Origin of the sequence: Citrobacter freundii complex sp. CFNIH4, assembly GCF_002934505.1 — a bacterium.
GTDB lineage: Bacteria > Pseudomonadota > Gammaproteobacteria > Enterobacterales > Enterobacteriaceae > Citrobacter > Citrobacter freundii.
Genome location: NZ_CP026231.1, coordinates 930898 through 957348 on the forward strand (window position 1 = coordinate 930898; position 26451 = coordinate 957348).

Genomic DNA, 26451 nt, shown 5'->3' on the forward strand with positions numbered 1-26451 from the left:
GCGACTAAATTGATGCGAAAGACGGCTCGAGATAATAATCATTAAATTACAGGATGTTAGATAAATGCAATGGCTGTCGCAGAAGTGTCATGCGTTGCCACAAAACTTTCATCGAGTAGCTTGACAAATGTTAAAAAAGTCATTGGTTTGGGGATAACACATTTTTGCTGGTGTTTTATCTTGCCTGCGGACAAATTTTAGCCTGTAGTCACGGCCATTTTGCTGGGGTAACAGAAATATTCTGGCGCGTTACTGTTTTTTCATCCAGTATATTTTACTGGCAAAATATACGGCTGCGAGTAAAATTACACACCTGCCCGCCCATTGCTTCAGGTAGCTGCTCATGAGTAAACCGTTCAAACTAAATTCCGCTTTTAAACCCTCTGGCGATCAGCCTGAGGCGATTCGTCGCCTGGAAGAAGGTCTGGAGGATGGTCTGGCGCATCAGACGTTACTGGGGGTGACGGGGTCGGGGAAAACATTCACCATCGCTAACGTGATTGCGGACTTGCAGCGTCCTACCATGGTGCTGGCCCCCAATAAGACACTTGCTGCTCAGCTGTACGGTGAGATGAAAGAGTTCTTCCCGGATAACGCGGTGGAGTATTTTGTCTCTTACTACGACTATTATCAGCCGGAAGCCTACGTACCCAGTTCTGACACCTTCATCGAGAAAGATGCTTCGGTCAACGAACATATTGAGCAGATGCGCCTGTCGGCAACCAAAGCGCTGCTGGAACGTCGCGATGTCGTTGTCGTGGCGTCGGTTTCCGCGATTTATGGTCTGGGTGACCCGGATCTGTACCTGAAAATGATGCTGCACCTGACGGTGGGGATGATTATCGACCAGCGTGCGATCCTGCGTCGTCTGGCGGAGCTGCAATATACCCGCAACGATCAGGCATTCCAGCGCGGGACCTTCCGCGTGCGTGGTGAAGTGATCGACATTTTCCCGGCAGAATCAGACGACATCGCGCTGCGCGTGGAACTGTTTGATGAAGAGGTCGAACGTTTATCGCTGTTTGACCCGCTGACCGGGCAGGTCGAATCCACAATTTCGCGCTACACCATCTATCCTAAAACGCACTACGTGACGCCGCGAGAACGTATCGTGCAGGCGATGGAAGAAATCAAAGTTGAGCTGGCAGAGCGGCGTAAAGTCCTGTTGGCAAATAACAAACTGCTGGAAGAACAGCGCTTAAGTCAGCGTACCCAGTTCGATTTGGAAATGATGAATGAGCTGGGTTACTGCTCGGGGATTGAAAACTACTCCCGCTATCTGTCCGGGCGCGGCCCCGGCGAGCCGCCGCCGACGCTGTTTGATTACCTGCCTGCCGATGGCCTGCTGGTGGTGGATGAATCCCACGTGACTATCCCGCAAATTGGCGGCATGTATCGCGGCGATCGGGCGCGTAAAGAAACCCTGGTTGAATACGGATTCCGTCTGCCGTCGGCGCTGGATAACCGTCCGCTCAAATTTGAAGAGTTCGAGGCGCTGGCTCCGCAAACTATCTACGTTTCGGCTACGCCGGGCAACTATGAGCTGGAGAAATCCGGTGATGAAGTGGTCGATCAGGTGGTACGACCGACCGGCCTGCTGGATCCGGTCATTGAGGTGCGTCCGGTGGCGACGCAGGTTGACGATCTGCTGTCGGAGATCCGCACTCGTGCGGCGATTAACGAACGTGTGCTGGTCACCACGCTGACCAAACGGATGGCAGAAGACCTCACAGAATACCTCGAAGAACATGGCGAGCGGGTGCGTTATCTGCACTCTGACATCGATACTGTGGAACGCATGGAAATCATTCGTGACCTGCGTCTGGGCGAGTTTGACGTGCTGGTGGGTATCAACCTTTTACGTGAAGGTCTGGACATGCCTGAGGTCTCCCTGGTGGCGATTCTGGACGCAGACAAAGAAGGGTTCCTGCGTTCTGAACGTTCGCTTATCCAGACCATCGGTCGTGCGGCGCGTAACATCAACGGTAAGGCTATTCTCTACGGCGATAAAATTACCGCCTCAATGGCTAAAGCGATTGGTGAAACCGAACGTCGTCGTGAGAAACAGCAACTCTACAACGAAGAGCACGGTATTACGCCGCAGGGCCTGAATAAGAAAGTGGTCGATATTCTGGCGCTGGGTCAGAATATTGCGAAGACCAAGGCGAAAGGCAAAGGGAAGTCACGCGCAGGCGCGAAGTCTGAAGTTGTGGAACTGGATATGACGCCAAAAGCGCTGCAGCAGAAGATTCACGAGCTGGAAGGGCAGATGATGCAGCATGCGCAGAATCTTGAATTTGAAGAGGCAGCGACGATCCGCGACCAGTTGCATCAACTGCGCGAGTTGTTTATCGCCGCATCGTAAGAGTGTGCCGGATGCGGGGTAAACCCCTTATCCGGCCTACGGCAAAGATCGCGTTCGTAGGTCGGATGCCGGAGCAGAGCGTTTTGTAGGCCTGATAAGCGCCGCGCATCAGGCAAATCCGTTTAGCCTAGCGCCTGCACCGCTTTCTCCAGCGCACTATGCAATAGCTGGCGGTCATGGCGGTAGGGAATATCGCTGGCTTCCAGCACTTCCTGAATGACAACGCGGTCGGTAACGGCGGAAGCATCCACTTTCGGCCCCACAACTACCGCATCAATCACTTTCTTCCCGACGTACTGTTCAATAATGGCCAGCTTGTCGTTAAGCGTCAGGCTGGCTGCTGGCAGGCTTAATTCGCGCCCAAGATTGCCTATATAGACCATTGGGGCCGGTGTGCGACGTAACGCCTGCGCCATTTCGTCGAGCAGCAGGATCGGCATCAGGCTGGTGTAAAAACTGCCTGGTCCTATCAGAATCAAATCCGCTTCGGCGATAGCCTCAACCGCCTCCCGCGTGGTGGGGACTTTTGGCGACAGCATCAGCTCCTGAGGCGGGATGGTGAGCTGATCGATATTCACTTCGCCATAAACTTCATGTCCCTGATCGTCGATAGCCATCAAATCCACCGGCAGCTCCGACATCGGAATTAAATGCGCATCGACCTTCAACAGGCTTCGAATTAAATTGATGGCTTCCAGAGGCCGCACGCTGAGGTGATCGAGCGCTTTTAACATCAGATTTCCGAGGTTATGCCCGGAAAGTTCGCCATTCCCGCCAAAACGATACTCAAACATAGCGGATGCGACGCTGGGCTGGGTTATTAACTGGTTGAGACAGTTACGCATGTCTCCCCAGGCTATCCCGCCTTCAGAGCGACGAATACGGCCTGTCGAGCCGCCGTTATCCGTGGTGGTGACGATACCCGTCAGGCGTGAGCCTAGAGGGGAAAGTGAGGAGAGAACGCGTCCTAATCCATGCCCTCCGCCGAGAGCGACAACGCGGTCCAGATCTGCCAGCGTGCGAGTGCGCATATATTTTCCTGATATCAATTGATCGGCGTTACAGTAACGTAAATAGCGTGTTTTCAGCAATTATCCAGTCGGCATCAGCCGTAATTTTTTTCTGCAATCTACTCCTTTCTGACGAGATCCACCTGATGGCAAGATGATGTATATCAATGCAAAACTGTGGTTTTTGCTTATTCTGTAGCGAAATTGCACGATCATGTCGTTATGTATGTATTTATACAGCGAAAGTGTACATGGCAAAAGCGTCATTTACACGCTAGTATCGGCATAACCACTAAGTACTCTTAATAATTTGAGTTGCCGGAAGCCAACGCATCTGCAACACGAAGTATGACGAGTATAAACACTCTAGCCTCTGCACCTGGGTCAAATGATACGGTGCTTTGGCCGTGACAAGACTTGAAAAAGTTTGTCACCAGGGCGCAGGAAGAAATGACTACGTCTCCCGTATTTGGAAAGGTGTACATGGGCTCTCAACTTACCGATGCTTTCGCACGTAAGTTTTACTACTTACGTTTGTCGATTACCGATGTGTGTAACTTTCGTTGCACCTACTGCCTGCCGGATGGCTATAAGCCCGGTGGGGTCACCAATAACGGCTTTCTGACCGTTGATGAAATTCGCCGTGTCACGCGCGCGTTCGCCAGTCTGGGAACGGAAAAAGTGCGTCTGACAGGGGGCGAACCTTCACTGCGTCGCGACTTTACGGACATTATCGCCGCCGTGCGCGAAAACGACGCCATCCGTCAGATTGCGGTAACCACCAATGGTTATCGTCTGGCGCGCGATGCTGCTGCCTGGCGCGATGCCGGACTGACCGCGCTCAACGTCAGCGTCGACAGCCTGGATGCCCGTCAGTTTCATGCCATTACCGGGCAGGACAAGTTTCAACAGGTGATGGCAGGCATTGACGCCGCCTTTGATGCGGGTTTTGAAAAAGTGAAAGTCAACACCGTGCTGATGCGCGACGTAAACCATCATCTACTGGACACCTTCCTTGCGTGGATCCAACCTCGGCCAATCCAACTGCGTTTTATTGAACTGATGGAAACGGGCGAGGGCAGCTCTCTCTTCCGTAAACACCATATCTCCGGACAGGTACTTCGCGATGAGCTGCTGCGTCGCGGCTGGATCCACCAGATCCGACAGCGCAGCGACGGCCCGGCTCAGGTTTTCTGTCATCCTGATTATGTTGGTGAAATTGGTCTGATCATGCCTTATGAGAAAGACTTCTGCGCCACCTGTAATCGTCTGCGCGTTTCCTCTGTTGGCAAGCTTCATCTGTGTTTATTTGGTGAAGGCGGCGTAAGCCTGCGTGATTTGCTGGAAGATGACGCTCAGCAGCCGGCGCTGGAAGAACGTATTTCAGCCGCGCTGCTGGAGAAAAAGCAGACCCATTTCCTGCATCAGAACAATACCGGTATTACGCAAAACTTATCTTACATTGGCGGCTGATCGCTAAAAGGAGTTTTTCATGAGTCAGGTAAGCGCTGAATTTATCCCGACACGCATTGCTATTCTTACTGTTTCCAACCGTCGCGGCGAAGAAGATGACACCTCCGGCCATTATCTGCGTGACTCGGCGCAAGAAGCGGGTCATCAGATTGTTGATAAGGCGATTGTCAAAGAAAACCGTTACGCCATTCGCGCCCAGGTTTCTGCCTGGATTGCCAGTGATGATGTACAGGTAGTGCTCATTACCGGCGGTACCGGGTTAACCGAAGGGGACCAGGCGCCGGAAGCGCTGCAACCGCTGTTTGACAGAGAAGTTGAAGGGTTTGGCGAAGTCTTCCGTATGCTGTCGTTTGAAGAGATTGGCACCGCGACGCTGCAATCCCGCGCGATTGCCGGAGTGGCCAATAAAACGCTGATTTTCGCCATGCCGGGTTCGACCAAAGCGTGTCGTACCGCCTGGGAAAATATCATTGCGCCGCAGCTTGATGCCCGTACGCGTCCGTGTAATTTCCACCCACATTTGAAGAAATAAGTATGTCGCAACTGACTCATATTAACGCCGCTGGCGAAGCGCATATGGTGGATGTCTCCGCCAAAGCGGAAACTGTACGCGAGGCGCGTGCTGAAGCATTCGTGACTATGCGTAGCGAAACGCTGGCGATGATTATCGATGGCAGCCACCATAAAGGTGATGTATTCGCCACGGCGCGTATTGCGGGTATTCAGGCCGCCAAACGTACCTGGGATCTTATCCCGCTGTGCCATCCGCTGATGCTGAGTAAGGTGGAAGTCAATCTTCACGCTGAACCGGAGCACAACCGCGTACGGATTGAAACGCTGTGTCGCCTGACCGGTAAAACCGGCGTTGAAATGGAAGCGTTAACGGCGGCCTCCGTGGCGGCGTTGACCATCTACGATATGTGCAAAGCGGTGCAAAAGGATATGGTGATTGGTCCGGTGCGTCTGCTGGCAAAAAGCGGCGGCAAGTCCGGAGATTTTAAGGTAGATGCGCATGATTAAGGTTCTCTTCTTTGCTCAGGTACGCGAACTGGTAAACACCGATGCGTTAGAGGTTGCCGCCGAGTTTGCAACGGTAGAAGCGCTGCGCAAGCATCTTGCGGCAAAAAGCGATCGCTGGGCGTTGGCGCTGGAAGACGGCAAGCTGCTGGCGGCGGTAAATCAGACGTTGGTCAGTTTTGATCATCCTCTTAACGCGGGTGATGAAGTCGCTTTCTTCCCGCCCGTAACCGGAGGCTAAAATGACTGAAACGCGAATTGTTGTTGGCCCTGCGCCGTTTCGCGTCGGGGATGAGTATCCCTGGCTGGCAGAGCGCGATGAAGATGGCGCGGTAGTCACTTTCACCGGTAAAGTGCGCAATCACAATCTCGGTGACAGCGTTAAGGCGTTAACGCTGGAACACTATCCGGGAATGACCGAAAAAGCGCTGGCGGAGATTGTCGACGAAGCGCGTTTGCGCTGGCCGCTGGGTCGGGTGACGGTGATTCATCGCATTGGCGAACTGTGGCCGGGTGACGAAATCGTGTTTGTTGGCGTGACCAGTGCGCATCGCAGCAGCGCGTTTGATGCCGGGCAGTTCATTATGGATTACCTGAAAACCCGCGCGCCGTTCTGGAAGCGCGAGGCCACGCCGGAAGGTGAGCGCTGGGTTGATGCCCGAGACAGCGATAAGCTAGCAGCAAAACGCTGGTAGAGTACAATTGTTGTAGGCTCATACTGATTCAGGAGATTGTCATGGACCGATTCCCACGATCCGATTCTATTGTACAGGCCCGTTCCGGCCTGCAAACGTATATGGCGCAGGTATACGGCTGGATGACCTGCGGACTGTTGCTGACGGCGTTTATCGCCTGGTATGCGGCAAATACGCCCGCAGTGATGATGTTTGTCTTCTCCAGCAAAATCACCTTCTTTGGCCTGATCATCGCTCAACTGGCGCTGGTGTTCGTCCTGTCCGGCATGGTGCAAAGGCTGAGCGCGGGTATGGCGACCACGCTGTTTATGCTCTATTCGGCATTAACCGGGCTGACGCTATCAAGCATTTTTATCGTCTATACCTACTCGTCTATCGCCAGCACCTTTGTGGTTACCGGAGGGATGTTCGGGATCATGAGCTTGTATGGCTACACCACCAAACGTGATCTGAGCGGCTTCGGCAATATGCTGTTTATGGCGCTGATTGGTATTGTGCTGGCCTCGCTGGTTAACTTCTGGCTGAAGAGTGAAGCGTTGATGTGGGCGGTGACGTACATAGGGGTGATTGTGTTTGTCGGCCTGACCGCCTATGACACGCAGAAGCTGAAAAATATCGGTGAGCAGATCGATCTGCGCGACAGTTCCAACTTGCGTAAATACGCTATTCTTGGGGCGTTAACGCTGTATCTGGACTTCATTAACCTGTTCCTGATGCTGCTGCGTATCTTCGGCAATCGTCGTTAATTTTCCGTCACCGGATGGCGTAAGCCGCCATCCGGTGAATTATTTCGCCATCGCCTTCTCGTTTTTTACCCGCAACTTTTTTGCCCGACTCTCCAGCAGCAAATAACACACCAGTGCCAGCAGCAGCGGAATAAAATAGTACAACACGCGATACGCGAGTAGGGCAGCAATGATCGTTCCCTGAGACGTGTCCTCTCCTGCCAGCAGCGCCATAAACACCGCTTCCAGCACGCCGATCCCCGCCGGAATATGCACGATTACGCCGGCAATACTGCTCACCAGCAGCACGCCCAGCACGAAGAAATAATCGATATTCTGACCGAGCAACAGCCAGATAATCGCCCCCATTACCATCCAGTTCGCACTGGATATCGTCATTTGCGCGAGGGCAAATTTCCAGGAGGGCAGCACCAGTCTTTGGCCCTTGATGGTGATGTGACGATGTTTAGCGAAGGCGCAAAACCACAGATAAACAACAATAATCAGCAGCAGCGCAATGCCTAAGATGCGCAATGTGCCTTCATCGATATACCAGTGTGCGGGCAGTTCGACGACGCCGAAGGTAAATATAAAACCGCCCAGCAGAATATAGCCCAGCCAGTTAGTGGTAATACTCAGCGAAAAAATCCGCGTTATTGTGCCCCCCGGCAATCCGAGGCGCGAGTAAAGGCGATAACGCATCCCTATACCACCCACCCAGGTGCTCAATGTCAGGTTGAAGGCGTAACAGATAAACGACACCAGCATGACCTGGCGTTTTGCCAGTTTGTGGCCGCAGTAGTAGCGCCCGAGCAGATCATAACAGCCGTAAAGTAAATAACTGACGATCACCAACCCCACGGCGCTGAGCAGGGCGATCCGATTGTAATCGCGAATTACCGTCCACACTTCCTGCCAGTTGACCTTGCTGGCATAAACAACCAGCAGCACGATCACCGCAATAAAAAACAGCCATGTGAGGATCTTTTTCGCTAACCGCCAGCGTCGGTGGCTTTTTGCCATCAGGTTTTCCCTCCTGCATCCTCAGTTTGTATACGGTCTTGAGTTTCCAGAGCAGGCTGCGCGGGCGGCTCTACCTCGGCCAGATGCGGGGTATGCGCCGGCAGCCAGCCGACCAGCGCCGGGAAGTGGCGTAAAAAGTGGAAGGCCAGTACGCTCTTGGTCAGGTTCCACCAGGTGCGTTTTGGCAGCATGGATTCATCAACCCGCTTGCAGTCCTGCGCAATAATAGGGTTCAGGTTGTCACGCAGGGTCTGATTAAACGTACGGTCATGAATAATCAGATTTGCCTCCAGATTCAGTGACAGGCTCAGTGGATCAAGATTGCTGGAACCCACCGTCGCCCAGTGATCGTCCATCAGCGCCACTTTGCCATGCAGAGGTTTACGGCGGTATTCATAGACATGGACGCCGCCTTTTACCAGATAGTTGTACAGCAGGCGGGCGCCCACTTTCACAATCGGCATATCCGGTTCACCTTGCACGATGAGTTTTACCCGCACGCCCCGTCGGGCCGCTTTACGCATGGCATGCAGAAAGCGATAGCCGGGAAAGAAGTAGGCATTGGCGATGATCACTTCCCGCCGTGCCTGGGTCAGCATTTTCAGATAGTGGCGTTCAATATCATCACGATGTTCTTCGTTATCGCGCCAGACAAACAGCGCCTGCGCTTCGCCGGGTCGATGATTGTCGATTGCCCGGTGATGACGTCGCCACCAGCGTCGTACAGCGCTCTGTCCGGGCAAGTTTTCCAGCACGAATTTCAGAATGTCAGCAACGACTGGACCTTCAACGCGCACGGCGTAATCCTGCTTGGCCTCCGGACCGTAATCAGACATGTGTTCAGCGGAGTAATTGATGCCGCCAACAAAGGCAACACGATCATCAATGACCACAATTTTGCGATGCATACGGCGAAAGAGATTAGTGCGCATCCCGAACAGACGCGGACGCGGATCGTAGTAGCGGAAAACAACGCCGGCTACGGTGAGCTCTTCGACAAAACTGTCGCTAAGATCCGGCGAGCCGTAGCCATCCAGCAGCACCTCTGCTTTGATTCCTCGCCGGGCGGCTTCGAGCAACGCGGCATGCAGCTGTTTTCCTACCGCATCTTCAAACCAGATAAAGGTCTCGAGGATTATTTTTTGCTGTGCCTGTTCAATGGCGTCAAAGACGGCGGGGTAGAATTGATCGCCGTTTTCCAGCAGTTGAATTTGATTGCCTTCACGCCAGCCATATTTCATAAATGAATCTCCGCACTCAGAGGGGCATGATCGGACAAATGTCGCCAGTGACGCAGCGCCAGCGTCGTTGGGGTACTGGCATTCGCGTTTTTCACATAGATCCTGTCCAGACGCAGCAGGGGAAACTGCACCGGAAATGTTCGCGCTGGGCGGCCGTGGGCGCGGGTAAAAATCTCGTCAAGGCCAGCTTTGGCTTTCAACGGGCGATTGGCCGTTTGCCGCCAGTCGTTAAAATCCCCGGCAATCACCACCGGCTCCGCGTCGGGCAGGGCGTTAACCCAGTCTGCCAGCATCGCGAGCTGGGCCTGGCGGTGAGCTTCACGCAGGCCGAGGTGCACACACATCACATGGATGGGGTGGGAGAGCATTGGCGGTACGATTCGGCAGTAAAGGACTCCGCGCTTTTCACTCGCGCCGACCGACACATCACGATTTTCATAATGCTCAATGGGATACCGCGACAGCACAGCATTACCGTGATGTCCCTGCGGGTACACGGCGTTACGCCCATAGGCGAAGTCGCTCCACATAGTGTCCGCCAGAAATTCGTAGTGGCTGGTATCCGGCCAGTTCTCAATGTGCAGCGAATGAGCTTCGTGCGCACCCATCACTTCCTGTAGGCATACAATGTCTGCACCGACCGTTCTGACGGCCTCCCTTAGCTCAGGTAAAATAAAACGCCGGTTGAAGGCGGTGAACCCTTTGTGAGTATTAATGGTGAGCACATTGAATGAAAATTGAACTCCCGATCCGCTCATGAGCCTCCCGTTGGCGTCACTTCCTAAATAAAATAGTGTAGTCATCGTCACAAAAAGATGCAGTGTTGCGGAATTTTCCGTAAAGTCCGGTACTCTGAACAATTAGTTGAAAATCCTTCAGGAGAAAAGCCATGAGGTGGCAACAACGTGTTCGTGTCGCAACGGGTCTAAGTTGCTGGCAGATTGTGTTGCATTTACTGGTAGTGGCGTTGCTGGTAATGGGCTGGATGAGCGGCACGCTGGTGCGCGTCGGCCTGGGATTATGCGTCGTTTACGGCGTAACGGTTTTATTAATGCTGGCCTTGCAACGTCACCATGAACAACGCTGGCGTGACGTCGCTGATGTGCTGGAAGAGCTGACCACCACGTGGTATTTCGGTGCCGCAATGATCGTGCTGTGGTTGCTGTCGCGCGTGCTGCAAAACAACGTCTTGCTGGCACTGGCGGGTCTGGTGATCCTGGCCGGACCCGCCGTGGTCTCGCTGCTGGCGAAAGACAAAAAGCTACATCACCTTACGTCGAAACATCGCATACGCCGCTGAGCCGGTTGTGGCCGCTATCACCAACAGCGGCCACAAACTTCCCCAGACAATCTGCAGACTCGCATCCTTCAGGTAAATCTGTTTCGTGATGTCCGTAAAATGGCGGATCGGGTTTATCCACGTCAGATTCTGCAACCAGACCGGCATGTTTTCGACCGGTGAGACGTAGCCCGAGAGTAAAATCGCCGGCATCATAAACACAAACACGCCGATAAACGCTTGCTGCTGGGTGGCGCACAGCGATGAAATCAGCAGACCAAAGCCGACCAGCGACAGCCCGTAAATTACCATTGTGAAATAGAACAACCCCAGTGAACCGGCAAATGGAATGTCATAAGCCCAGATACCAATTGCCAGCACAATGGTGGCCTGAAAAGTAGCCACAATCAGCGCGGGCACAGCTTTACCGATGAAAATCTGCCAGGTGGTAAGTGGGGAGACCAGCAGCTGATCCAGCGTACCTTGCTCGCGCTCGCGAGCAACCGAAAGCGAGGTGACGATCATTACGCCGATAGTGGTGATCATGGCGATCAGCGACGGCACCACGAACCATTTATAATCCAGATTCGGGTTGTACCAGTTACGCACGACCAGCTCGCTGTTGTTTGGTTTCAGCTTGCCGTCCATCAGCTCCTGCTGATACGTCTTAACGATTTGCTGCAGGTAATTGGCGGCAATTTGCGCGCTGTTGGAGTTACGCCCGTCGAGGATAATCTGCATAGGAGCTTGCTGGAAGGTGTCCAGGTTGCGCGAAAAATTGGCCGGGAAGCGCACCAGCAGCAGGGCTTTTTGCGTATCGATGGTAGGCTTAATCTCCTGCGGGCTTTTCAGCAGCAGAACATGCGTAAAAGCGCTGGCGCGGGCGAAGCGCTGGGTAAGCTCAACCGAATGTTTACCGTTGTCTTCGTTATAGATAGCGATCGTGGCGTTGGTGACTTCCAGCGTTGCCGCGAACGGGAACAGGATCACCTGAATCAGCACCGGTAAAATCAGAATGGCTCGCGTCTGCGGTTCGCGTAATAGCGATTGCAGCTCTTTGCGAATTAATGTCCATAAGCGATGAAACATGCCCGTCCCCTTAATCCAGCCGACGTTTGGTTTTAAGCCACGTCAGGCCAATAAACATCACCGCCGAAGCGATTAAAAACAGCACGTTAATAATCAGCACCACCGGAATATTTCCCGCCAGAAACAGGCTTTGCAGGGTACTGACGAAATAACGCGCCGGAATAATGTAGGTTACCGCCCGGATAATCGCGGGCATGCTGTCTATCTGGAAGATAAAACCTGACAGCATAATCGAGGGCAGGAAAGCGGCGTTCAGCGCGACCTGCGCGGCGTTAAACTGGTTGCGGGTGATGGTGGAAATAAGCAACCCCATGCCAAGCGTACTGAGCAGAAACAGGCTGGTAATGAAAAACAGGATCAGCAACGAGCCGCGATAGGGCACGCCAAGAATAAATACCGACACCAGCGTACACAGCAGCATCGCCAGCATGCCGAGGAAATAATAGGGGATCAGTTTACACAGCAGTAATTCGACGCGGGTGACTTCGGTAGAAAGCAGTGCCTCCATGGTTCCGCGTTCCCATTCGCGCGCCACCACTAATGAGGTGAGGATCGCGCCAATCACCGTCATGATGATGGTTACCGCCCCGGGAATAATAAAGTGCTGGCTGATGGCCGCCGGGTTAAACCAGTAGCGTGTTTGCACGTCGATCAAAGGCTCGAACGATTCCCCACGATCTTCCGCCCGCTGTTGCTGCCAAATCTGCCAGATGCCTTCGACATAACCCTGCACAAAGTTGGCGGTATTGGGTTCGCTGCCATCGGTGATCACCTGGATCGGTGCCACGTCATTAGGTCGCGCCATCTGCTGGGCAAAATCCACAGGGATCACCACCAGCCCACGAATGCGCCCGGCCTGCATTTTTTCAATCAATTCCTGCCGGTTATCGCTGATGGTGGCGTCAATATACGGCGAGCCGGTCATGGTATGGGTAAAATCCAACGCCTCTTCGCTTTGCTGTTCGAGCAAAATCCCGACCCGCAGCTTGCTGGAGTCGAGGTTTATCCCGTAGCCGAAGATAAACAGCAGCAGCAGCGGGATCACCACCGCAATCAGCCAACTGCTGGGATCGCGAACGATCTGGCGCGTCTCTTTCACGCACAGCGCACGTACGCGACGCCAGGAGAGAGCGGAGTTACTCATGCGTATGCTCCTTATCCCAGTCATTGATTAGCGTAATGAATGCCTGCTCCATGGTCGGGTCCGGAGTGTCGCTGTCGGCAGCCTGAGCTTTCAGGTCGTCCGGTGTTCCGCTGGCAATCAGTTTGCCGCGATACACCAACCCGATGCGATCGCAGTATTCCGCCTCGTCCATAAAGTGGGTGGTCACCATCACCGTGACGCCTTTTTCCACCATGCTGTTGATATGCAACCAGAACTCACGACGGGTGAGGGGATCGACCCCGGAAGTGGGTTCATCAAGGAACAGAATGTCGGGTTCATGCATCAGCGAGCAGGCCAGCGCCAGACGCTGCTTAAACCCCAGCGGCAGTTCGTCGGTGGCGTGGGAAGCGATACTCTTCAGGCCAAATGCCTCGCTCATTCGATCGATTTTCTCCTTCTGCGCCCGACCACGCAGGCCGTAGACGCCGGAGAAAAAGCGCAGATTTTGTTCAACCGTCAGGTTACCGTACAGGGAGAATTTCTGCGCCATATAACCCAGATGCTGACGCGCTTTGCCGGAGCTGACTTTCAGGTCCATATCCAGCACCAGCGCTTTGCCGGAAGTGGGGACCAGCAGGCCGCACATCATTTTAAAGGTGGTGGATTTGCCGGCACCGTTGGGTCCTAACAGACCAAAAATCTCGCCGCGCTGTACGGAAAAGTCTACGTGGTCGGTCGCGGCAAAATCGCCAAACTTCTTGGTCAGCGCTTTGGCTTCGATCACCGTTTCGCCAGGCGTGCCTTCTACGGTATGCAGGATAGCGCCCAGCGGGGATTCCGATGTTCCGGCTCCGCCGAGTAAATCGATAAAGGCATCTTCGAAGCGGGGTGCAGTTTCATTGATGGTTATCTGCGGCATGCCGTCAGCGTTTTGGATCTGCTGAGCTGTCGCCTCTTTTTTCAGGATTAAACGGACGGATTTCCCCTGAATCATTCCGTCGCTGACCAGCGGTAGTTTTAACGCGCGTTGTAGCAGTCGGCGGTTATTTTCCTGCGGACTGCTCATCAGGAAGCTGCGACCAGCCATGGTTTGCGTAAGCTGAGTAGGATCGCCCTGGTATAACAATTCGCCTTCGTTCATCAGCAGCACATCACGGCATTGCTCTGCTTCATCCAGATACGACGTACTCCAGAGGATCAGCATGCCGTCTCCGGCCAGTTCGTGGACCATTTGCCACAGTTCGCGACGGGAAATTGGGTCGACACCCACACCTGGCTCATCCAGCAGCAACACTTTGGGTTCGCCGACCAGCGTACAGGCTAGCCCGAGCTTCTGCTTCATGCCGCCGGAAAGTTTGCCGGCCAGTCGTCCGGTAAATGGCCCCAGCGAGGTAAACTCCAGTAGTCGGGCAAAGGTTTTTTCTCGCGCCTCACCGGTGACGCTGCGCAAATCGGCATAGAGATTGAGGTTCTCCATGACGGTCAAATCTTCATACAGACCAAATTTCTGCGGCATATAGCCCAGCACCGCGTGCAGCGCGCTGTCGTCTTTGATGGGGTCAAAACCAATTACCGCAGCACTTCCGGCATCAGGTTTTAATAATCCCGCCAGCATGCGCATCAACGTGGTTTTGCCCGCACCGTCCGGCCCGACAAGCCCGGTCACGTAGCCCGCATGCACGATACAGTCGAGCGGGGCGACGGCCGGTTTTTCCATTCCAGCAAAGTTTTTCGTCAGCCCTTTAAGCGTAATGACGGCGTCATTCATGCCGTGCCTCATCGCCAAATTTTATCGTTACCGGCATTCCCTGACGTAGCGCATCGTCCGCGTCGGTTACGACAATTCGCAGGCGATACACCAGATCGGTGCGCAGATCAGGAGTCTCGACCGTTTTCGGCGTAAATTCGGCGGTTGGTGACACAAAGCCGATTTTGCCGTGATACGGTTTGTCCGGGCGACCGTCGGTATAGAGCAGGATCTCACGTCCTGGCTGCGCCTGGCTCAGATTGCGTTCGTCAACGTAGGCGCGGACCCATACCGGACGCGTGAGCGACAGCGTCAGTACCGTGCTCCCTTCGTTCAGCATGCTGCCGGGTTCAACCGCGCGGGTGAGAAGCGTGCCGTCAGATGGCGAGGTCAGCGTGGTATCATGCAAATTAAGTTCTGCCTGTGCCAGCTCTGCCTGAGCTTGTTCGAGCGTGGCTTTTGCCTGTTCGATGTCCTGCACACGATTACCGCTGCGATATTGCGTGAGTTTATCCTGTGCGGATTTCAATGAAGCTAACGCCTGATCGCGAGATGAACGCGCATTTTCCAGATCGTTGGCAGAAATGGTACGGCTTTTCCACAATCCTACCTGCCGATTGTAAAAATTCTGCGCGTAATCATAGGCGGCCTGCGCCTGTTTGACTGCCGCCGCGGTTTGCGCGATCTCTTCTTCGCGATACCCTGCCAGCATCAGATCGTATTGCGCCTGCGCGGCGGCAACGTTGGCTTTTGCCTGCATCAATGCGTTTTCATACGGTGCGCGGTCCAGTTTACCCAGCACCTGACCGGCGGTAATCGCATCGCCTTCATCAACCGCCAGCGAGGCCAGTCTGCCGCCGACGCGAAAACTCAGGTTGACGCTACGGATATCGACATTGCCGTATAGCGTCAGGCTGTTATCTTGCCGACTCTGATACCACCACGTTCCACCGGCAATCACGGCAACGAGGGCCGCGATAACCAGCCCGAGAACGACAGGTTTTTTCATGACTCCAGACTCCTTTGCGTTAAACCTTGCAGAATAAGATCGATGTGACAGGTGATCGTTTGGTCAATCAGCGCGGTTTTATCCTCATCAAATTGTGACCAGCCCGTACGCAACAGAATGGTTTCTTTCCCCAGACGAAAAGCCAGTACCTCGCCGAGTATGGCGTGGGTATGCAGAATCATTTGGGTATCGTTGGCATCGCCGCCGGTATAGGCGGCAATTAGGCGCGTCAGGTGTGTATGCAGCGGATTGATAACCTGGTCGTGCACCAGTTGATAAGCCGCAGTGGGGGAAAGCTGTTCACGCGAGATAAATTTGCTCAGGTTAACAGTGTCGTCCTGGGTTAACAGCATGATCATATTTTTGCAGGCGCGCAGGATCAGTTCACGCATCGCGCCACGATCCGGTTCTGGCTGAGCGAATAAACGCTCGGCCTCTTCAGCGTGCGGACGAAACTGTGAGCCGATAAAATCTGCAATCCACTGGGCGCAGGCGAGATATAAATCCTCTTTTGAGCCAAAATAGTAGGTGATAGCCGCAATGTTTTGCCCGGCCTGTGCAGCGATATCGCGCGTCGTGGCGTGCAGACCATACTCGCCGAATTGTGCCAATGCGGCGGCAATGAGCTGGTTCTTCGCCTGTTCACCTTTGGTTGTCATGGTGGGTGTATTCATGGCACGACTCTAATCTTAATCAATCGATTGATTAAGATTATGACTGATGTGCAGCCTTGTCCAGTCCGGACGGTTATTTTCCAGTGAAGGGATAATTTATGCGGCACATCACAAAAACTGCTACACTCCGCCCCTTCATGACATTGTGGTTTTTGTCATCTCTATTGTATGTATCTCCCTGAAAACGACACCGGTAACGGTCAGGGCGGTTCGGAGTTGTTATGTCTTTTGATTCCCTTGGTTTAAACCCTGAAATTTTACGTGCCGTTGCCGAGCAGGGTTACCGTGAACCTACCCCTATTCAGCAGCAGGCTATTCCTGCCGTGCTGGAAGGCCGCGATCTGATGGCCAGCGCCCAGACCGGTACGGGGAAAACGGCAGGTTTTACCCTGCCGCTGTTGCAGCACCTGATTACCAATCAGCCGCATGGTAAAAGCCGTCGTCCGGTTCGTGCGCTGATCCTCACGCCAACCCGTGAACTGGCGGCCCAGATTGGCGAAAACGTCCGTGATTACAGTAAGTATCTGAATATTCGCTCGCTGGTGGTCTTCGGCGGCGTCAGCATTAACCCGCAGATGATGAAACTGCGTGGCGGTGTGGATGTACTGATTGCCACCCCGGGTCGTTTGCTCGATCTGGAGCATCAGAATGCGGTAAAACTGGATCAGGTGGAGATCCTGGTACTGGATGAAGCTGACCGCATGCTGGATATGGGCTTTATTCACGATATTCGTCGCGTTCTGGCAAAACTGCCGGCAAAACGTCAGAACCTGCTGTTCTCGGCAACGTTCTCTGATGACATTAAGTCGCTGGCCGAAAAACTGCTGCATAACCCGCTGGAAATCGAAGTGGCACGTCGTAATACCGCGTCAGAGCAGGTAACTCAGCATGTTCATTTCGTCGATAAAAAACGTAAACGTGAACTGTTGTCACAGATGATTGGTCAGGGCAACTGGCAGCAGGTGCTGGTGTTTACCCGTACCAAACATGGCGCGAACCATCTGGCAGAACAGCTGAATAAAGACGGCATCCGCAGTGCGGCAATCCACGGTAATAAATCTCAGGGGGCACGTACACGTGCGCTGGCTGATTTTAAATCCGGTGATATACGCGTGCTGGTAGCGACCGATATTGCCGCGCGTGGTCTGGACATTGAAGAGTTACCGCACGTGGTGAACTACGAGCTGCCAAACGTCCCAGAAGATTATGTGCACCGTATTGGTCGTACCGGGCGTGCCGCTGCCACCGGCGAAGCGTTGTCTCTGGTGTGCGTCGATGAACACAAGTTGTTGCGTGACATCGAGAAGCTGCTGAAAAAAGAGATCCCGCGTATTGCAACGCCGGGCTATGAGCCAGATCCCTCCATTAAAGCTGAGCCGATCCAGAATGGTCGCCAGCAGCGTGGCGGCGGTGGTGGTCGCGGGCAGGGCGGAGCAGGGCGTGGCCAGCAGCCGCGTCGTCAGGATGGCGGTGCGCCAAAAGCGAAGCCGCGTAATGGCGAAGGCAAACCGGCAGGCGATAAGCCTCGTCCGCCGCGCCGTCCGCGCAAACCGTCTACAGCGCAGTAATTCCCTTACTGTATGGCTGTATAAACACGCTATCCGGTCTACACACTGTGTAGGCCGGATAGGTCAATCACTCCCCCGAACTTTGCGATTTCAGCACGATCGAGCAGGTATATCGTCCTGCCGGGTGAATCGAAATCGTCGTCTCAAATACTTTCCCGTCCCTGTCCAGATAACGACGCACAATTCTCATCGCTGGCGAATCAGGCGCTACATTGAGAATCTTTGCCACCTTTTTGGGCACTCCGACAGCCGTAATGGTCTGATGCACCTCATGACTTTTGATACCGTAATGCGTTTCGATCAAATCGCTGATTAATGAGTGTGGATCGTCACGGATGTACGTGCGCAACTTGGCGTAATCCGTGCTGGCATAGCTGTCCGTCCAGCAGATTGGCGCGTCGGGGTTGTGCGCATCTTCGCGAGTGCTGGCAATGTGCAGCCATCGAGAACCTGGCGGGCAGCCAATCATCTGGGACAACTCTATGTCCGCCACAATCTCATCGATTTTCTTGATGACGCGCAGATTGTTTTTGGCCAGCAGCAACAGATCCTCAAGATGCGATAGCGGGTGATTGACGCCGTTCGCCTTAGGTTCGCAAACGCGAGTACCCGCACCTTTACGCCGTGAAATCAGACCTTGCTCTGTTAATTCCCTTAACGCCTCACGCATGGTGTGGCGGCTGACCTGCCATGTTTCGCACAGTTCCATTTCCGTAGGAAACAGCGAGCCGGGGGCGAAGGTTCCCACCGCAATTTGCTGCGCCAGTTCACGTGCTATTCGCTTGTACAGAGATTCTTTCATCGCAGTTTCATCAAAATATTAGTGATCTTTATCACGAAAATTTGTACGGACTATTCCCTACATTTCTTATGAATACTATAAATGTCCGTACATTTAAATGTACGGACATTTTGTTATGTCTGGACATTGTGGCGGCGTTTGGGCATTCAACAAACTGCCGTAAACACGCATCTTATCATTATCAGATTTTCCAGGGGGATTTATGGCTTCGAATGTACTTGATTCTGTTCTATTCAGGGATTCTTTCGGTACACCGGCGATGCGCGCGGTGTTTGACGATCGCGAACTGGTGCGCAAATACGTGGAAGTGGAAGTGGCATTAGCCAAAGCCCAGGCACGCTGCGGTGTGATACCCGAGGCTGCTGCGGTGGAAATTGCTGAAAAATGTAATGCCGACACGCTCGATTTTGATTTATTGCGCCATGAAACCGAAATTGTGGGTTATCCGATCCTACCGCTGGTCCACCAGATTTCTAAACAGGCTGGCGAGTCCGGCGGTTATGTGCACTGGGGGGCAACCACTCAGGACATTATGGACACCGCAGTGGTCCTGCAAATTCGTGATGCTTTTGCGCTCATTGAATCCGATATGGACAAACTCCGCGCCACGCTGGCCGATCTTTCACGCCGCTACCGTGATACGCCGATGGCCGGGAGAACCCATTTACAACAGGCTTTGCCGGTGACATTCGGTTACAAAGCGGCCATCTGGCTGGATATGTTTGAACGCCACGCGGAACGTCTTACCCAGGCGCGTCCTCGTGTATTGGTTGGCGAATTTGCGGGGGCGGCCGGTACGCTGGCATCGCTGGGGGATAAAGGGCTGGCGGTACAAAAAGCGATGATGGAAGAGCTTGGTCTGAATGTTCCAACCTCCACCTGGCACGTCGCGCGTGATGGTTTTGCCGAAGCGGTGAACCTGTTAGCGGTGATAACCGGGTCGCTGGGTAAGATTGCCTACGACATAATGCTGCTGGCAGCTAACGAGTTTGGTGAGCTGTATGAGCCGTTTGTTAAAGGGCGTGGCGCCAGCAGTACCATGCCGCAGAAACGCAACCCTATTTCCAGCGAGCTGATGCTGGCGTGTGCCAAAGGTGTTCGCCAACAGGCAGGGTTGATGCTTGATGCGATGGTACAAGATCTGGAGCGTGCAACCGGGCCGTGGCATGCCGAATGGATTGCTATCCCGGAAAGTTTCGTTCTCAGCGCGGGGGCGTTGCATCAGGCCAATTTTATGCTGGCGGGGCTGGTGGTCGATGAAGCGGCGATGAAACGTAACCTCGGTATGACCAACGGATTGATTGTGGCTGAGGCAGTCATGATGGGATTGGCCCCGTACATTGGTCGTCAGGATGCACATGACGTGGTGTACGACGCCTGCCGTATCGTCAACGAACAGGGTGGGCGATTGGCTGATGTGCTGAATGCGATGCCCTCTGTCTCGGAACGACTGGACCCACAGTTGATTGAAAAACTGACCGACCCGGCAAATTACCTTGGAATGGCACCGGCGATGGTGGATCAGGTATTAGCAAGATATATGTCGCGGAAATGAACGCTCTTGGGCTAACGGAATAAGGATATTTTTATGTCAAAAAATTCTGCCACGGGAAAATCCATTCTCTCGTTCCTGATACCGCTGGCGATAGGCGCGATCATTTGGTTTTATCCCGTACCTGCTGGTCTGACGCCTCAGGCCTGGCATATGTTCGCGATATTTGCCGCGACCATAGCCGCGATTCTTACCCAGCCGCTCCCTTCGGGGGCGGTGATGTTGATTGCACTTTGCGTGGTAATTTTCACCAAAACGTTGCCAGAGGCAAAAGCATTGTCAGGTTTTGCATCCGGTACAGTATGGCTCATTTTCTGTGCCTACGTCTTGTCTCTGGGTTTTGTAACCTCGGGATTGGGGAAACGTATTGCGTATAAAATGTTATCGCTCTTTGGTGGCAGCAGCCTGGGTATCGCTTACTCACTGGGGGTTTCCGATCTGATTATGGCCCCGGCAATGCCATCAGTAACCGCGCGTTCCGGGGGGATTATTTTCCCTATCACTCGTTCCATCAATGATGTATTGGGCTCAGCGCCGGGGGCAACGGGCAAGCGTATCGGCGATTTCTTAACCATGGTGTGCTTCCAGTTTACGCCGATTACCGGGGCAATATTTCTCACCGGGATGGCGGCGAATCCGCTGGTAGCGAGTCTGGCGAAATCGTCATTAGGAATAGAGATAACCTGGGGCGGATGGTTTATTTCCGCAGTGGTTCCTGCGATGGTCTGTTTCTGCCTGATGCCGCTATTGGTTTATAAATTATTGGATCCCGAGCTTAAGCGTACGCCGGAGGCGAAAGCGATGGGCAAACAGGCCCTCGGTGAGCTCGGTTCGATGAGCAGCAATGAGAAAAAGGTCGCATTTGGTTTTGTGCTGGCATTGGTTGGTTGGGGGACCAGCTTGATTACGGGATTGTCTGCCACATCTGTCGGGCTGGGATTGGCTGCGTATCTGTTTGCCTCGGGCGCTGTTAGCTGGAAAAGTTTGCTTAATGACCACGCCGCCTGGGATACGGTGATCTGGTTTAGCGTCATTATTAGTCTGGCGACAGGGCTTGCCGATCTGGGTTTTATTAAATGGATGACCATAAAGTTAGGCAGCGGTATTCAGGGTTTTGGCGCGATCGAGTCCTTTATTGTGTTGGGGATCCTTTACATTTACGTCCATTATCTCTTCGCTACGGCGACCGGGCATGTGGCTGCGCTGTATGCCCCTTTCGCGGCCACGGCGATCGCTGCGGGAGCACCGCCGATGATGGTGGCTATTTGCTTCGGTATCTTTAGTAACCTGATGTGGGGGAATACCGAGTATGGTGGTGGACCTGGCCCCATTTATTTTGCCCAGGGCTATTTTGAACGACCGCGCTTTTACAAAATTAACCTCTGTGTGGTGACGGCAAATGTGATCATCATTTTTGCCGTGGGCATGCTGTGGTGGAAGCTGTTGGGATACTATTAAACGTCAGTGAATTATTGGCCGGACAGGACTCGAACAGCCGTCCGGCCAGGAAAAATGAATTGCGAAACGCTTTCCAGAATGGGGGAAAAAGGTACATCCAGGGCCTGAAATGTGCCACAATAGTGGCTGTTTATACAGTATTTCAGGTTTTCTCATGGCACTAACGGCCGCGTTAAAAGCGCAAATCGCCGCCTGGTATAAGGCGCTTCAGGAACAGATCCCCGACTTTATCCCTCGTGCACCGCAGCGGCAGATGATTGCTGACGTCGCGAAAACGCTGGCAGGTGAAGAAGGGCGGCATCTGGCGATTGAAGCGCCGACCGGGGTGGGGAAAACTCTGTCGTATCTGATTCCCGGTATTGCCATTGCGCGTGAAGAGCAAAAAACGCTGGTGGTCAGCACCGCCAACGTCGCTTTGCAGGATCAGATCTACAGCAAAGATTTACCGCTGCTGCGCAAAATTATCACTGACCTGCGTTTTACCGCCGCGTTTGGTCGCGGACGCTATGTCTGCCCGCGTAATTTAGCAGCGCTGGCCAGTACTGAACCCAATCAGCAGGATCTGCTGGCTTTTCTCGACGATGACCTGACGCCCAACAACCAGGAAGAACAAAAGCGCTGCGCCAGGTTAAAAGGCGATCTCGACAGCTACAAGTGGGACGGGCTGCGCGATCACACGGATATCGCCATTGACGACGGACTCTGGCAGCGTCTGAGCACCGATAAAGCTAGCTGTCTGAATCGCAACTGTCACTACTACCGTGAGTGCCCTTTTTTTGTCGCCCGTCGGGAGATTCAGGAAGCTGAAGTGGTGGTGGCTAATCATGCGCTGGTGATGGCGGCGATGGAAAGCGAAGCCGTTTTGCCGGAGCCGAAAAACTTGTTGCTGGTACTTGATGAAGGCCACCATTTGCCGGATGTCGCGCGCGATGCGCTGGAGATGAGCGCGGAAATCAGCGCCCCCTGGTATCGGCTCCAGTTGGATCTGTTTTGCAAATTAGTGGCGACCTGTCTGGAACAGTTTCGCCCGAAAACCACGCCGCCGCTGGCGAATGCCGAGCGTCTGAACGGTCACTGTGAAGAGCTGTATGAACTGATTTCATCGCTCAATAACATTCTTAATCTGTATATGCCTGCTACTCAGGAGGCGGAACACCGCTTTGCGATGGGCGAACTGCCTGCAGAAGTGATGGAGATTTGTCAGCGTCTGGCAAAGCTTACGGAAATGCTACGCGGGCTGGCGGAACTGTTCCTCAACGATCTCAGCGAAAAAACCGGCACTCACGATATTGTGCGTCTGCATCGGGTTATTTTGCAGATGAACCGGGCGCTGGGCATGTTTGAGGCGCAAAGCAAACTGTGGCGGCTGGCATCGCTCGCGCAGTCGTCAGGCGCGCCGGTGAGTAAATGGGCGACGCGCGAGGTGCGTGACGGGCAAATCCACATCTGGTTCCACTGCGTGGGGATCCGTGTGAGCGATCAGCTCGAACGACTGCTGTGGCGTAGCGTCCCGCATATTATTGTCACTTCCGCAACGCTGCGCTCGCTCAACAGCTTCTCGCGTTTGCAGGAGATGAGTGGTCTGAAGGAAAAAGCAGGGGATCGGTTTGTTGCGCTGGATTCACCGTTTAATCACGTTGAACAGGGAAAAATCGTCATTCCGCAGATGCGCTACGAACCGTTAATTGATAACGAAGAGCAGCATATCGCGGAAATGGCCGCCTATTTTCGCGAACAACTGGAAAGCAAAAAGCATCAGGGGATGCTGGTACTCTTTGCCAGCGGTCGGGCGATGCAGCGTTTTCTTGAGCATGTTACCGATCTGCGCCTGCTGTTGTTGGTGCAGGGCGATCAGCCGCGCTATCGTCTGGTAGAGTTGCACCGCAAACGGGTGACCAACGGCGAGCGCAGCGTACTGGTTGGGCTGCAATCTTTCGCTGAAGGTCTGGACTTGAAAGGCGACCTGCTGACCCAGGTGCATATTCACAAAATTGCTTTTCCACCGATCGACAGCCCGGTGGTGATCACCGAGGGCGAGTGGTTGAAAAGCCTGAACCGCTACCCCTTCGAGGTGCAGAGCCTGCCCGCGGCGTCGTTCAATTTGATCCAGCAGGTTGGGCGACTCATCCGTAGCCATGGCTGCTGGGGAGAAGTGGTTATTTATGACAAACGTTTATTGACCAAAAACTATGGCAAGCGTTTACTGAACGCGTTACCCATATTTCCGATAGAGCAACCTGCTGTGCCAGACGTTATAGTAAAACCAAAAGAAAAAGCGAAACCCACGCGCCGCCGTCGGCGTTAACGATGCGAGCAACAGGCAAGGAGTTATCGATGGATTACCGCAAAATCATTAAAGAGATTGGGCGAGGAAAAAATCACGCGCGTGACCTGGACAAGGATACTGCTCGCGGACTGTATACCCATATGATGAACGGCGACGTACCTGACCTTGAGATGGGCGGGGTGCTGATTGCGCTACGTATTAAAGGCGAAGGCGAAGCGGAGATGCTGGGCTTTTACGAAGCGATGCAAAACCACACCATTCGCCTGACTCCGCCAGTAGCCAAACCCATGCCGATTGTCATTCCCAGCTACAATGGTGCACGCAAGCAGGCGAATTTGACGCCGCTGCTGGCGATTTTACTGCATAAGCTCGGTTTCCCGGTAGTAGTGCACGGTGTCAGCGAGGATCCAACCCGCGTGCTGACAGAAACCATTTTTGAACTGATGGGGATTACGCCAACGCTGCATGCCGGGCAGGCGCAGGCAAAGCTGGATGGTCATCAGCCGGTGTTTATCCCGGTGAGTGCGCTGTGCCCTCCGCTGGAGAAACAGCTGGCGATGCGCTGGCGCATGGGCGTGCGTAACAGTGCGCACACGCTGGCTAAATTAGCCACGCCGTTTGCTGAAGATGCGGCGCTGCGTCTTTCCAGCGTGTCCCACCCGGAATACGTCTCGCGTGTGGCGAAGTTCTTCGGCGATATTGGTGGGCGCGGCCTGTTGATGCATGGTACCGAGGGCGAAGTGTATGCCAACCCGCAGCGCTGCCCGCAGATAAGCCTGATAGATTCATCCGGTGTGCGAGTGTTACAGGACCGACAGAGCGAGATGCCTGACGAGCCAGTACCGCTGCCGGTGGCAAAAGATCCGGAAACCACCGCGCGCTGGATTGAGCGTTGTCTGGCTGGCAGTGAGCCGGTCCCGGCATCGTTGAAAATTCAGATGGCCTGCTGCCTGGTGGCAACCGGTGAATCCGCCTCGCTTGCCGAAGGACTTGCCCGCGTCGAGCAAAGCTTCTGATTCATTTGTTATCCCGACGGGCCTTTTACCTGGTCTGTCGGTTTTCTCTTTTCGGCAACGTGAAATTTCTGCACGTTTATTGACCTCCTGAGCGCCGTGGCGCAGCATAGTTTGTTGAAAAATAAGAAACACAACAAACACGCGACACAACAGGAGATAACAATGAACAGTGGACATCGCTTCCATGTGCCAACGCTACACGCTTTTATCCAGGCCGTTTTTCATCAGATGGGAAGCAATGATCAGGAGGCGCGGCTGGTGGCCGATCATCTGATAGCCTCTAACCTCGCCGGTCACGACTCCCACGGCATCGGTATGATCCCAAGCTATATTCGTTCATTCTCGCAGGGGCATCTACAAATCAACCGTCATGCCAAAGTGGTAAAAGATGCAGGGGCGGTGATTACGCTTGATGGCGATTGTGCCTTTGGTCAGGTGGCGGCTCACGAAGCCATCACGCTGGGGATTGAAAAAGCTCGCCAGCACGGTATCGCCGCCGTGGCATTACATAATTCGCATCATATCGGACGTATTGGCTACTGGGCGGAGCAATGTGCGGCGGCAGGTTTTGTCTCAGTGCATTTTGTGAGCGTGGTCGGGATCCCGATGGTTGCACCGTTTCATGGCCGCGATAGTCGTTTTGGCACTAACCCCTTCTGCGTTGTTTTTCCGCGTAAAAATACCTTCCCGCTATTGCTGGACTATGCAACCAGCGCCATCGCGTTTGGTAAAACCCGTGTGGCATGGCATAAGGGCGAGCCGGTAGCTCCTGGATGTCTGATTGATGTGGCGGGGGTGCCTACAACGGATCCTGCGGTAATGCAGGTTTCTCCGCTGGGGTCGTTGCTCACCTTTGCCCAGCACAAAGGTTATGCGCTGGCGGCGATGTGCGAAATTATGGGTGGTGCGCTTTCAGGGGGTAAAACCACACATGAAGAGAGCCTGCAGACCAGCCCGGACGCCATCATCAACTGTATGACCACTATTATTATGAATCCGGAACTGTTCGGCGCGCCGGACTGCGACAACCAGGTCGCAGCATTTGCTGAGTGGGTGAAAGCGTCCCCGCATGCTGAAGATGTCCCGATCCTGTTGCCAGGTGAGTGGGAAGTGAATACTCGCGAGGAACGGCTGGAACACGGTATTCCGCTGGATGCCGGAAGCTGGCAGGCGATTTGCGAGGCGGCGCTGCAAATAGGCATGCCGGACACCGTGTTGCAGGAATTCCGTCAACGACTGGAACACTAAGCAAAAAAAAAGCCCGTCCAGTGGCGGACGGGCAAACAAAGGGTAACAAACAGGGTCAATGAGGGTTG

24 protein-coding genes and 1 riboswitch are annotated in these 26451 nt (G+C 53.8%); of the genes, 14 read left to right on the plus strand and 10 right to left on the minus strand.

Translation table 11 applies throughout. From position 1 onward, the window contains the following. Positions 1 to 343 precede the first annotated feature (343 nt). Entirely contained in the window at positions 344 to 2365 is a 2022-nt protein-coding gene (gene uvrB / locus C2U41_RS04730) for an excinuclease ABC subunit UvrB (protein ID WP_003837055.1), read from the plus strand. A 122-nt stretch (positions 2366 to 2487) separates the two neighbouring features. Here the strand turns inward: uvrB and yvcK are convergent, their stop codons facing one another. After that, positions 2488 to 3396, minus strand: coding sequence for a uridine diphosphate-N-acetylglucosamine-binding protein YvcK (gene yvcK, locus C2U41_RS04735; RefSeq protein ID WP_103848326.1), 909 nt, complete (start codon positions 3394 to 3396; stop codon positions 2488 to 2490). A 329-nt stretch (positions 3397 to 3725) separates the two neighbouring features. Continuing rightward, positions 3726 to 3871: riboswitch (molybdenum cofactor riboswitch) on the plus strand. On the opposite strand from yvcK, the gene moaA reads away from it, so the two are divergent. From moaA to C2U41_RS04770, 6 genes are all read left to right on the plus strand, one after another. Next, positions 3859 to 4848 carry a GTP 3',8-cyclase MoaA gene (moaA, locus tag C2U41_RS04745; protein WP_103848327.1) on the plus strand — a complete coding sequence of 330 codons (990 nt, stop codon included), beginning with the start codon at positions 3859 to 3861 and terminating at the stop codon, positions 4846 to 4848. It overlaps the preceding riboswitch by 13 nt. A 19-nt stretch (positions 4849 to 4867) precedes the next feature. Continuing rightward, positions 4868 to 5380, plus strand: a complete 513-nt coding sequence (gene moaB / locus C2U41_RS04750) for a molybdenum cofactor biosynthesis protein B (protein WP_003035187.1) — start codon at positions 4868 to 4870, stop codon at positions 5378 to 5380. Between the two features lie 2 nt (positions 5381 to 5382). Next, positions 5383 to 5868 carry a cyclic pyranopterin monophosphate synthase MoaC gene (gene moaC, locus C2U41_RS04755; RefSeq protein WP_003035188.1) on the plus strand — a complete coding sequence of 162 codons (486 nt, stop codon included), beginning with the start codon at positions 5383 to 5385 and terminating at the stop codon, positions 5866 to 5868. Beyond that, the gene (gene moaD / locus C2U41_RS04760; RefSeq protein ID WP_032948888.1) at positions 5861 to 6106 is read left to right on the plus strand and encodes a molybdopterin synthase sulfur carrier subunit; all 246 of its coding nucleotides are present in this window, start codon (positions 5861 to 5863) and stop codon (positions 6104 to 6106) included. The genes moaC and moaD overlap by 8 nt, the downstream gene beginning before the upstream one ends. 1 nt (position 6107) lies before the next feature. After that, a complete protein-coding gene (moaE, locus tag C2U41_RS04765) occupies positions 6108 to 6560 on the plus strand; it encodes a molybdopterin synthase catalytic subunit MoaE (RefSeq protein ID WP_032938561.1) in 453 nt (150 codons plus the stop codon). Positions 6561 to 6601: 41 nt separating this feature from the next. Next, entirely contained in the window at positions 6602 to 7306 is a 705-nt protein-coding gene (locus C2U41_RS04770) for a Bax inhibitor-1/YccA family protein (protein WP_003831536.1), read from the plus strand. 39 nt (positions 7307 to 7345) lie between these two features. Here the strand turns inward: C2U41_RS04770 and C2U41_RS04775 are convergent, their stop codons facing one another. The 3 genes from C2U41_RS04775 to C2U41_RS04785 are packed head-to-tail and all read right to left on the minus strand — an operon-like array spanning position 7346 to position 10307. Next, positions 7346 to 8308 carry a lysylphosphatidylglycerol synthase domain-containing protein gene (locus tag C2U41_RS04775; RefSeq protein WP_046669897.1) on the minus strand — a complete coding sequence of 321 codons (963 nt, stop codon included), beginning with the start codon at positions 8306 to 8308 and terminating at the stop codon, positions 7346 to 7348. Next, a complete protein-coding gene (gene clsB, locus C2U41_RS04780; protein ID WP_003845400.1) occupies positions 8308 to 9549 on the minus strand; it encodes a cardiolipin synthase ClsB in 1242 nt (413 codons plus the stop codon). The genes C2U41_RS04775 and clsB overlap by 1 nt, the downstream gene beginning before the upstream one ends. After that, positions 9546 to 10307 (minus strand): endonuclease/exonuclease/phosphatase family protein, encoded by a 762-nt coding sequence (locus tag C2U41_RS04785; RefSeq protein WP_003035201.1) that lies wholly within the window; start codon positions 10305 to 10307, stop codon positions 9546 to 9548. The genes clsB and C2U41_RS04785 overlap by 4 nt, the downstream gene beginning before the upstream one ends. A 131-nt stretch (positions 10308 to 10438) precedes the next feature. Here C2U41_RS04785 and C2U41_RS04790 point away from each other — a divergent pair, with 131 nt between their 5' ends. After that, complete coding sequence (locus C2U41_RS04790) at positions 10439 to 10849, plus strand: YbhQ family protein (RefSeq protein WP_003035203.1); 411 nt, start codon at positions 10439 to 10441, stop codon at positions 10847 to 10849. Here the strand turns inward: C2U41_RS04790 and C2U41_RS04795 are convergent. Genes C2U41_RS04795 through cecR form a run of 5 tightly spaced genes read right to left on the minus strand, consistent with a single transcriptional unit; the run spans position 10811 to position 16452 of the window. Next, a complete protein-coding gene (locus C2U41_RS04795) occupies positions 10811 to 11917 on the minus strand; it encodes an ABC transporter permease (RefSeq protein WP_003035205.1) in 1107 nt (368 codons plus the stop codon). The two genes, C2U41_RS04790 and C2U41_RS04795, sit on opposite strands and share 39 nt — an antisense overlap. Positions 11918 to 11927: 10 nt before the next feature. Continuing rightward, positions 11928 to 13061: an ABC transporter permease gene (locus tag C2U41_RS04800; protein WP_103848328.1), complete on the minus strand. Its 1134-nt coding sequence runs from the start codon at positions 13059 to 13061 to the stop codon at positions 11928 to 11930. After that, positions 13054 to 14790 carry an ATP-binding cassette domain-containing protein gene (locus tag C2U41_RS04805; protein ID WP_003845404.1) on the minus strand — a complete coding sequence of 579 codons (1737 nt, stop codon included), beginning with the start codon at positions 14788 to 14790 and terminating at the stop codon, positions 13054 to 13056. Before C2U41_RS04805 ends, C2U41_RS04800 begins: the two co-directional genes overlap by 8 nt. Continuing rightward, a complete protein-coding gene (hlyD, locus tag C2U41_RS04810) occupies positions 14783 to 15778 on the minus strand; it encodes a secretion protein HlyD (protein WP_032938552.1) in 996 nt (331 codons plus the stop codon). The genes C2U41_RS04805 and hlyD overlap by 8 nt, the downstream gene beginning before the upstream one ends. Further along, positions 15775 to 16452, minus strand: a complete 678-nt coding sequence (gene cecR / locus C2U41_RS04815; RefSeq protein WP_003035216.1) for a transcriptional regulator CecR — start codon at positions 16450 to 16452, stop codon at positions 15775 to 15777. The genes hlyD and cecR overlap by 4 nt, the downstream gene beginning before the upstream one ends. 221 nt (positions 16453 to 16673) lie before the next feature. On the opposite strand from cecR, the gene rhlE reads away from it, so the two are divergent. Beyond that, positions 16674 to 18020, plus strand: coding sequence for an ATP-dependent RNA helicase RhlE (gene rhlE / locus C2U41_RS04820; protein WP_003845409.1), 1347 nt, complete (start codon positions 16674 to 16676; stop codon positions 18018 to 18020). A gap of 67 nt (positions 18021 to 18087) precedes the next feature. Here the strand turns inward: rhlE and C2U41_RS04825 are convergent, their stop codons facing one another. Next, positions 18088 to 18822 carry a GntR family transcriptional regulator gene (locus C2U41_RS04825; RefSeq protein ID WP_032938550.1) on the minus strand — a complete coding sequence of 245 codons (735 nt, stop codon included), beginning with the start codon at positions 18820 to 18822 and terminating at the stop codon, positions 18088 to 18090. 202 nt (positions 18823 to 19024) lie between these two features. Here C2U41_RS04825 and C2U41_RS04830 point away from each other — a divergent pair, with 202 nt between their 5' ends. The 5 genes from C2U41_RS04830 (at position 19025) to C2U41_RS04850 (ending at position 26383) form a co-directional block, all read left to right on the plus strand. Continuing rightward, positions 19025 to 20377 carry a class-II fumarase/aspartase family protein gene (locus C2U41_RS04830; RefSeq protein WP_103848329.1) on the plus strand — a complete coding sequence of 451 codons (1353 nt, stop codon included), beginning with the start codon at positions 19025 to 19027 and terminating at the stop codon, positions 20375 to 20377. Between the two features lie 33 nt (positions 20378 to 20410). Then, positions 20411 to 21832, plus strand: coding sequence for a DASS family sodium-coupled anion symporter (locus tag C2U41_RS04835; protein WP_003837022.1), 1422 nt, complete (start codon positions 20411 to 20413; stop codon positions 21830 to 21832). A 154-nt stretch (positions 21833 to 21986) separates the two neighbouring features. Continuing rightward, entirely contained in the window at positions 21987 to 24137 is a 2151-nt protein-coding gene (dinG, locus tag C2U41_RS04840) for an ATP-dependent DNA helicase DinG (RefSeq protein WP_103848330.1), read from the plus strand. 29 nt (positions 24138 to 24166) lie between these two features. Beyond that, on the plus strand, positions 24167 to 25135 hold the full coding sequence (ybiB, locus tag C2U41_RS04845; RefSeq protein ID WP_003035227.1) for a DNA-binding protein YbiB: 969 nt from the start codon (positions 24167 to 24169) through the stop codon (positions 25133 to 25135). A 162-nt stretch (positions 25136 to 25297) separates the two neighbouring features. Further along, the gene (locus tag C2U41_RS04850) at positions 25298 to 26383 is read left to right on the plus strand and encodes a malate/lactate/ureidoglycolate dehydrogenase (RefSeq protein ID WP_103848331.1); all 1086 of its coding nucleotides are present in this window, start codon (positions 25298 to 25300) and stop codon (positions 26381 to 26383) included. Positions 26384 to 26451 lie beyond the last annotated feature (68 nt).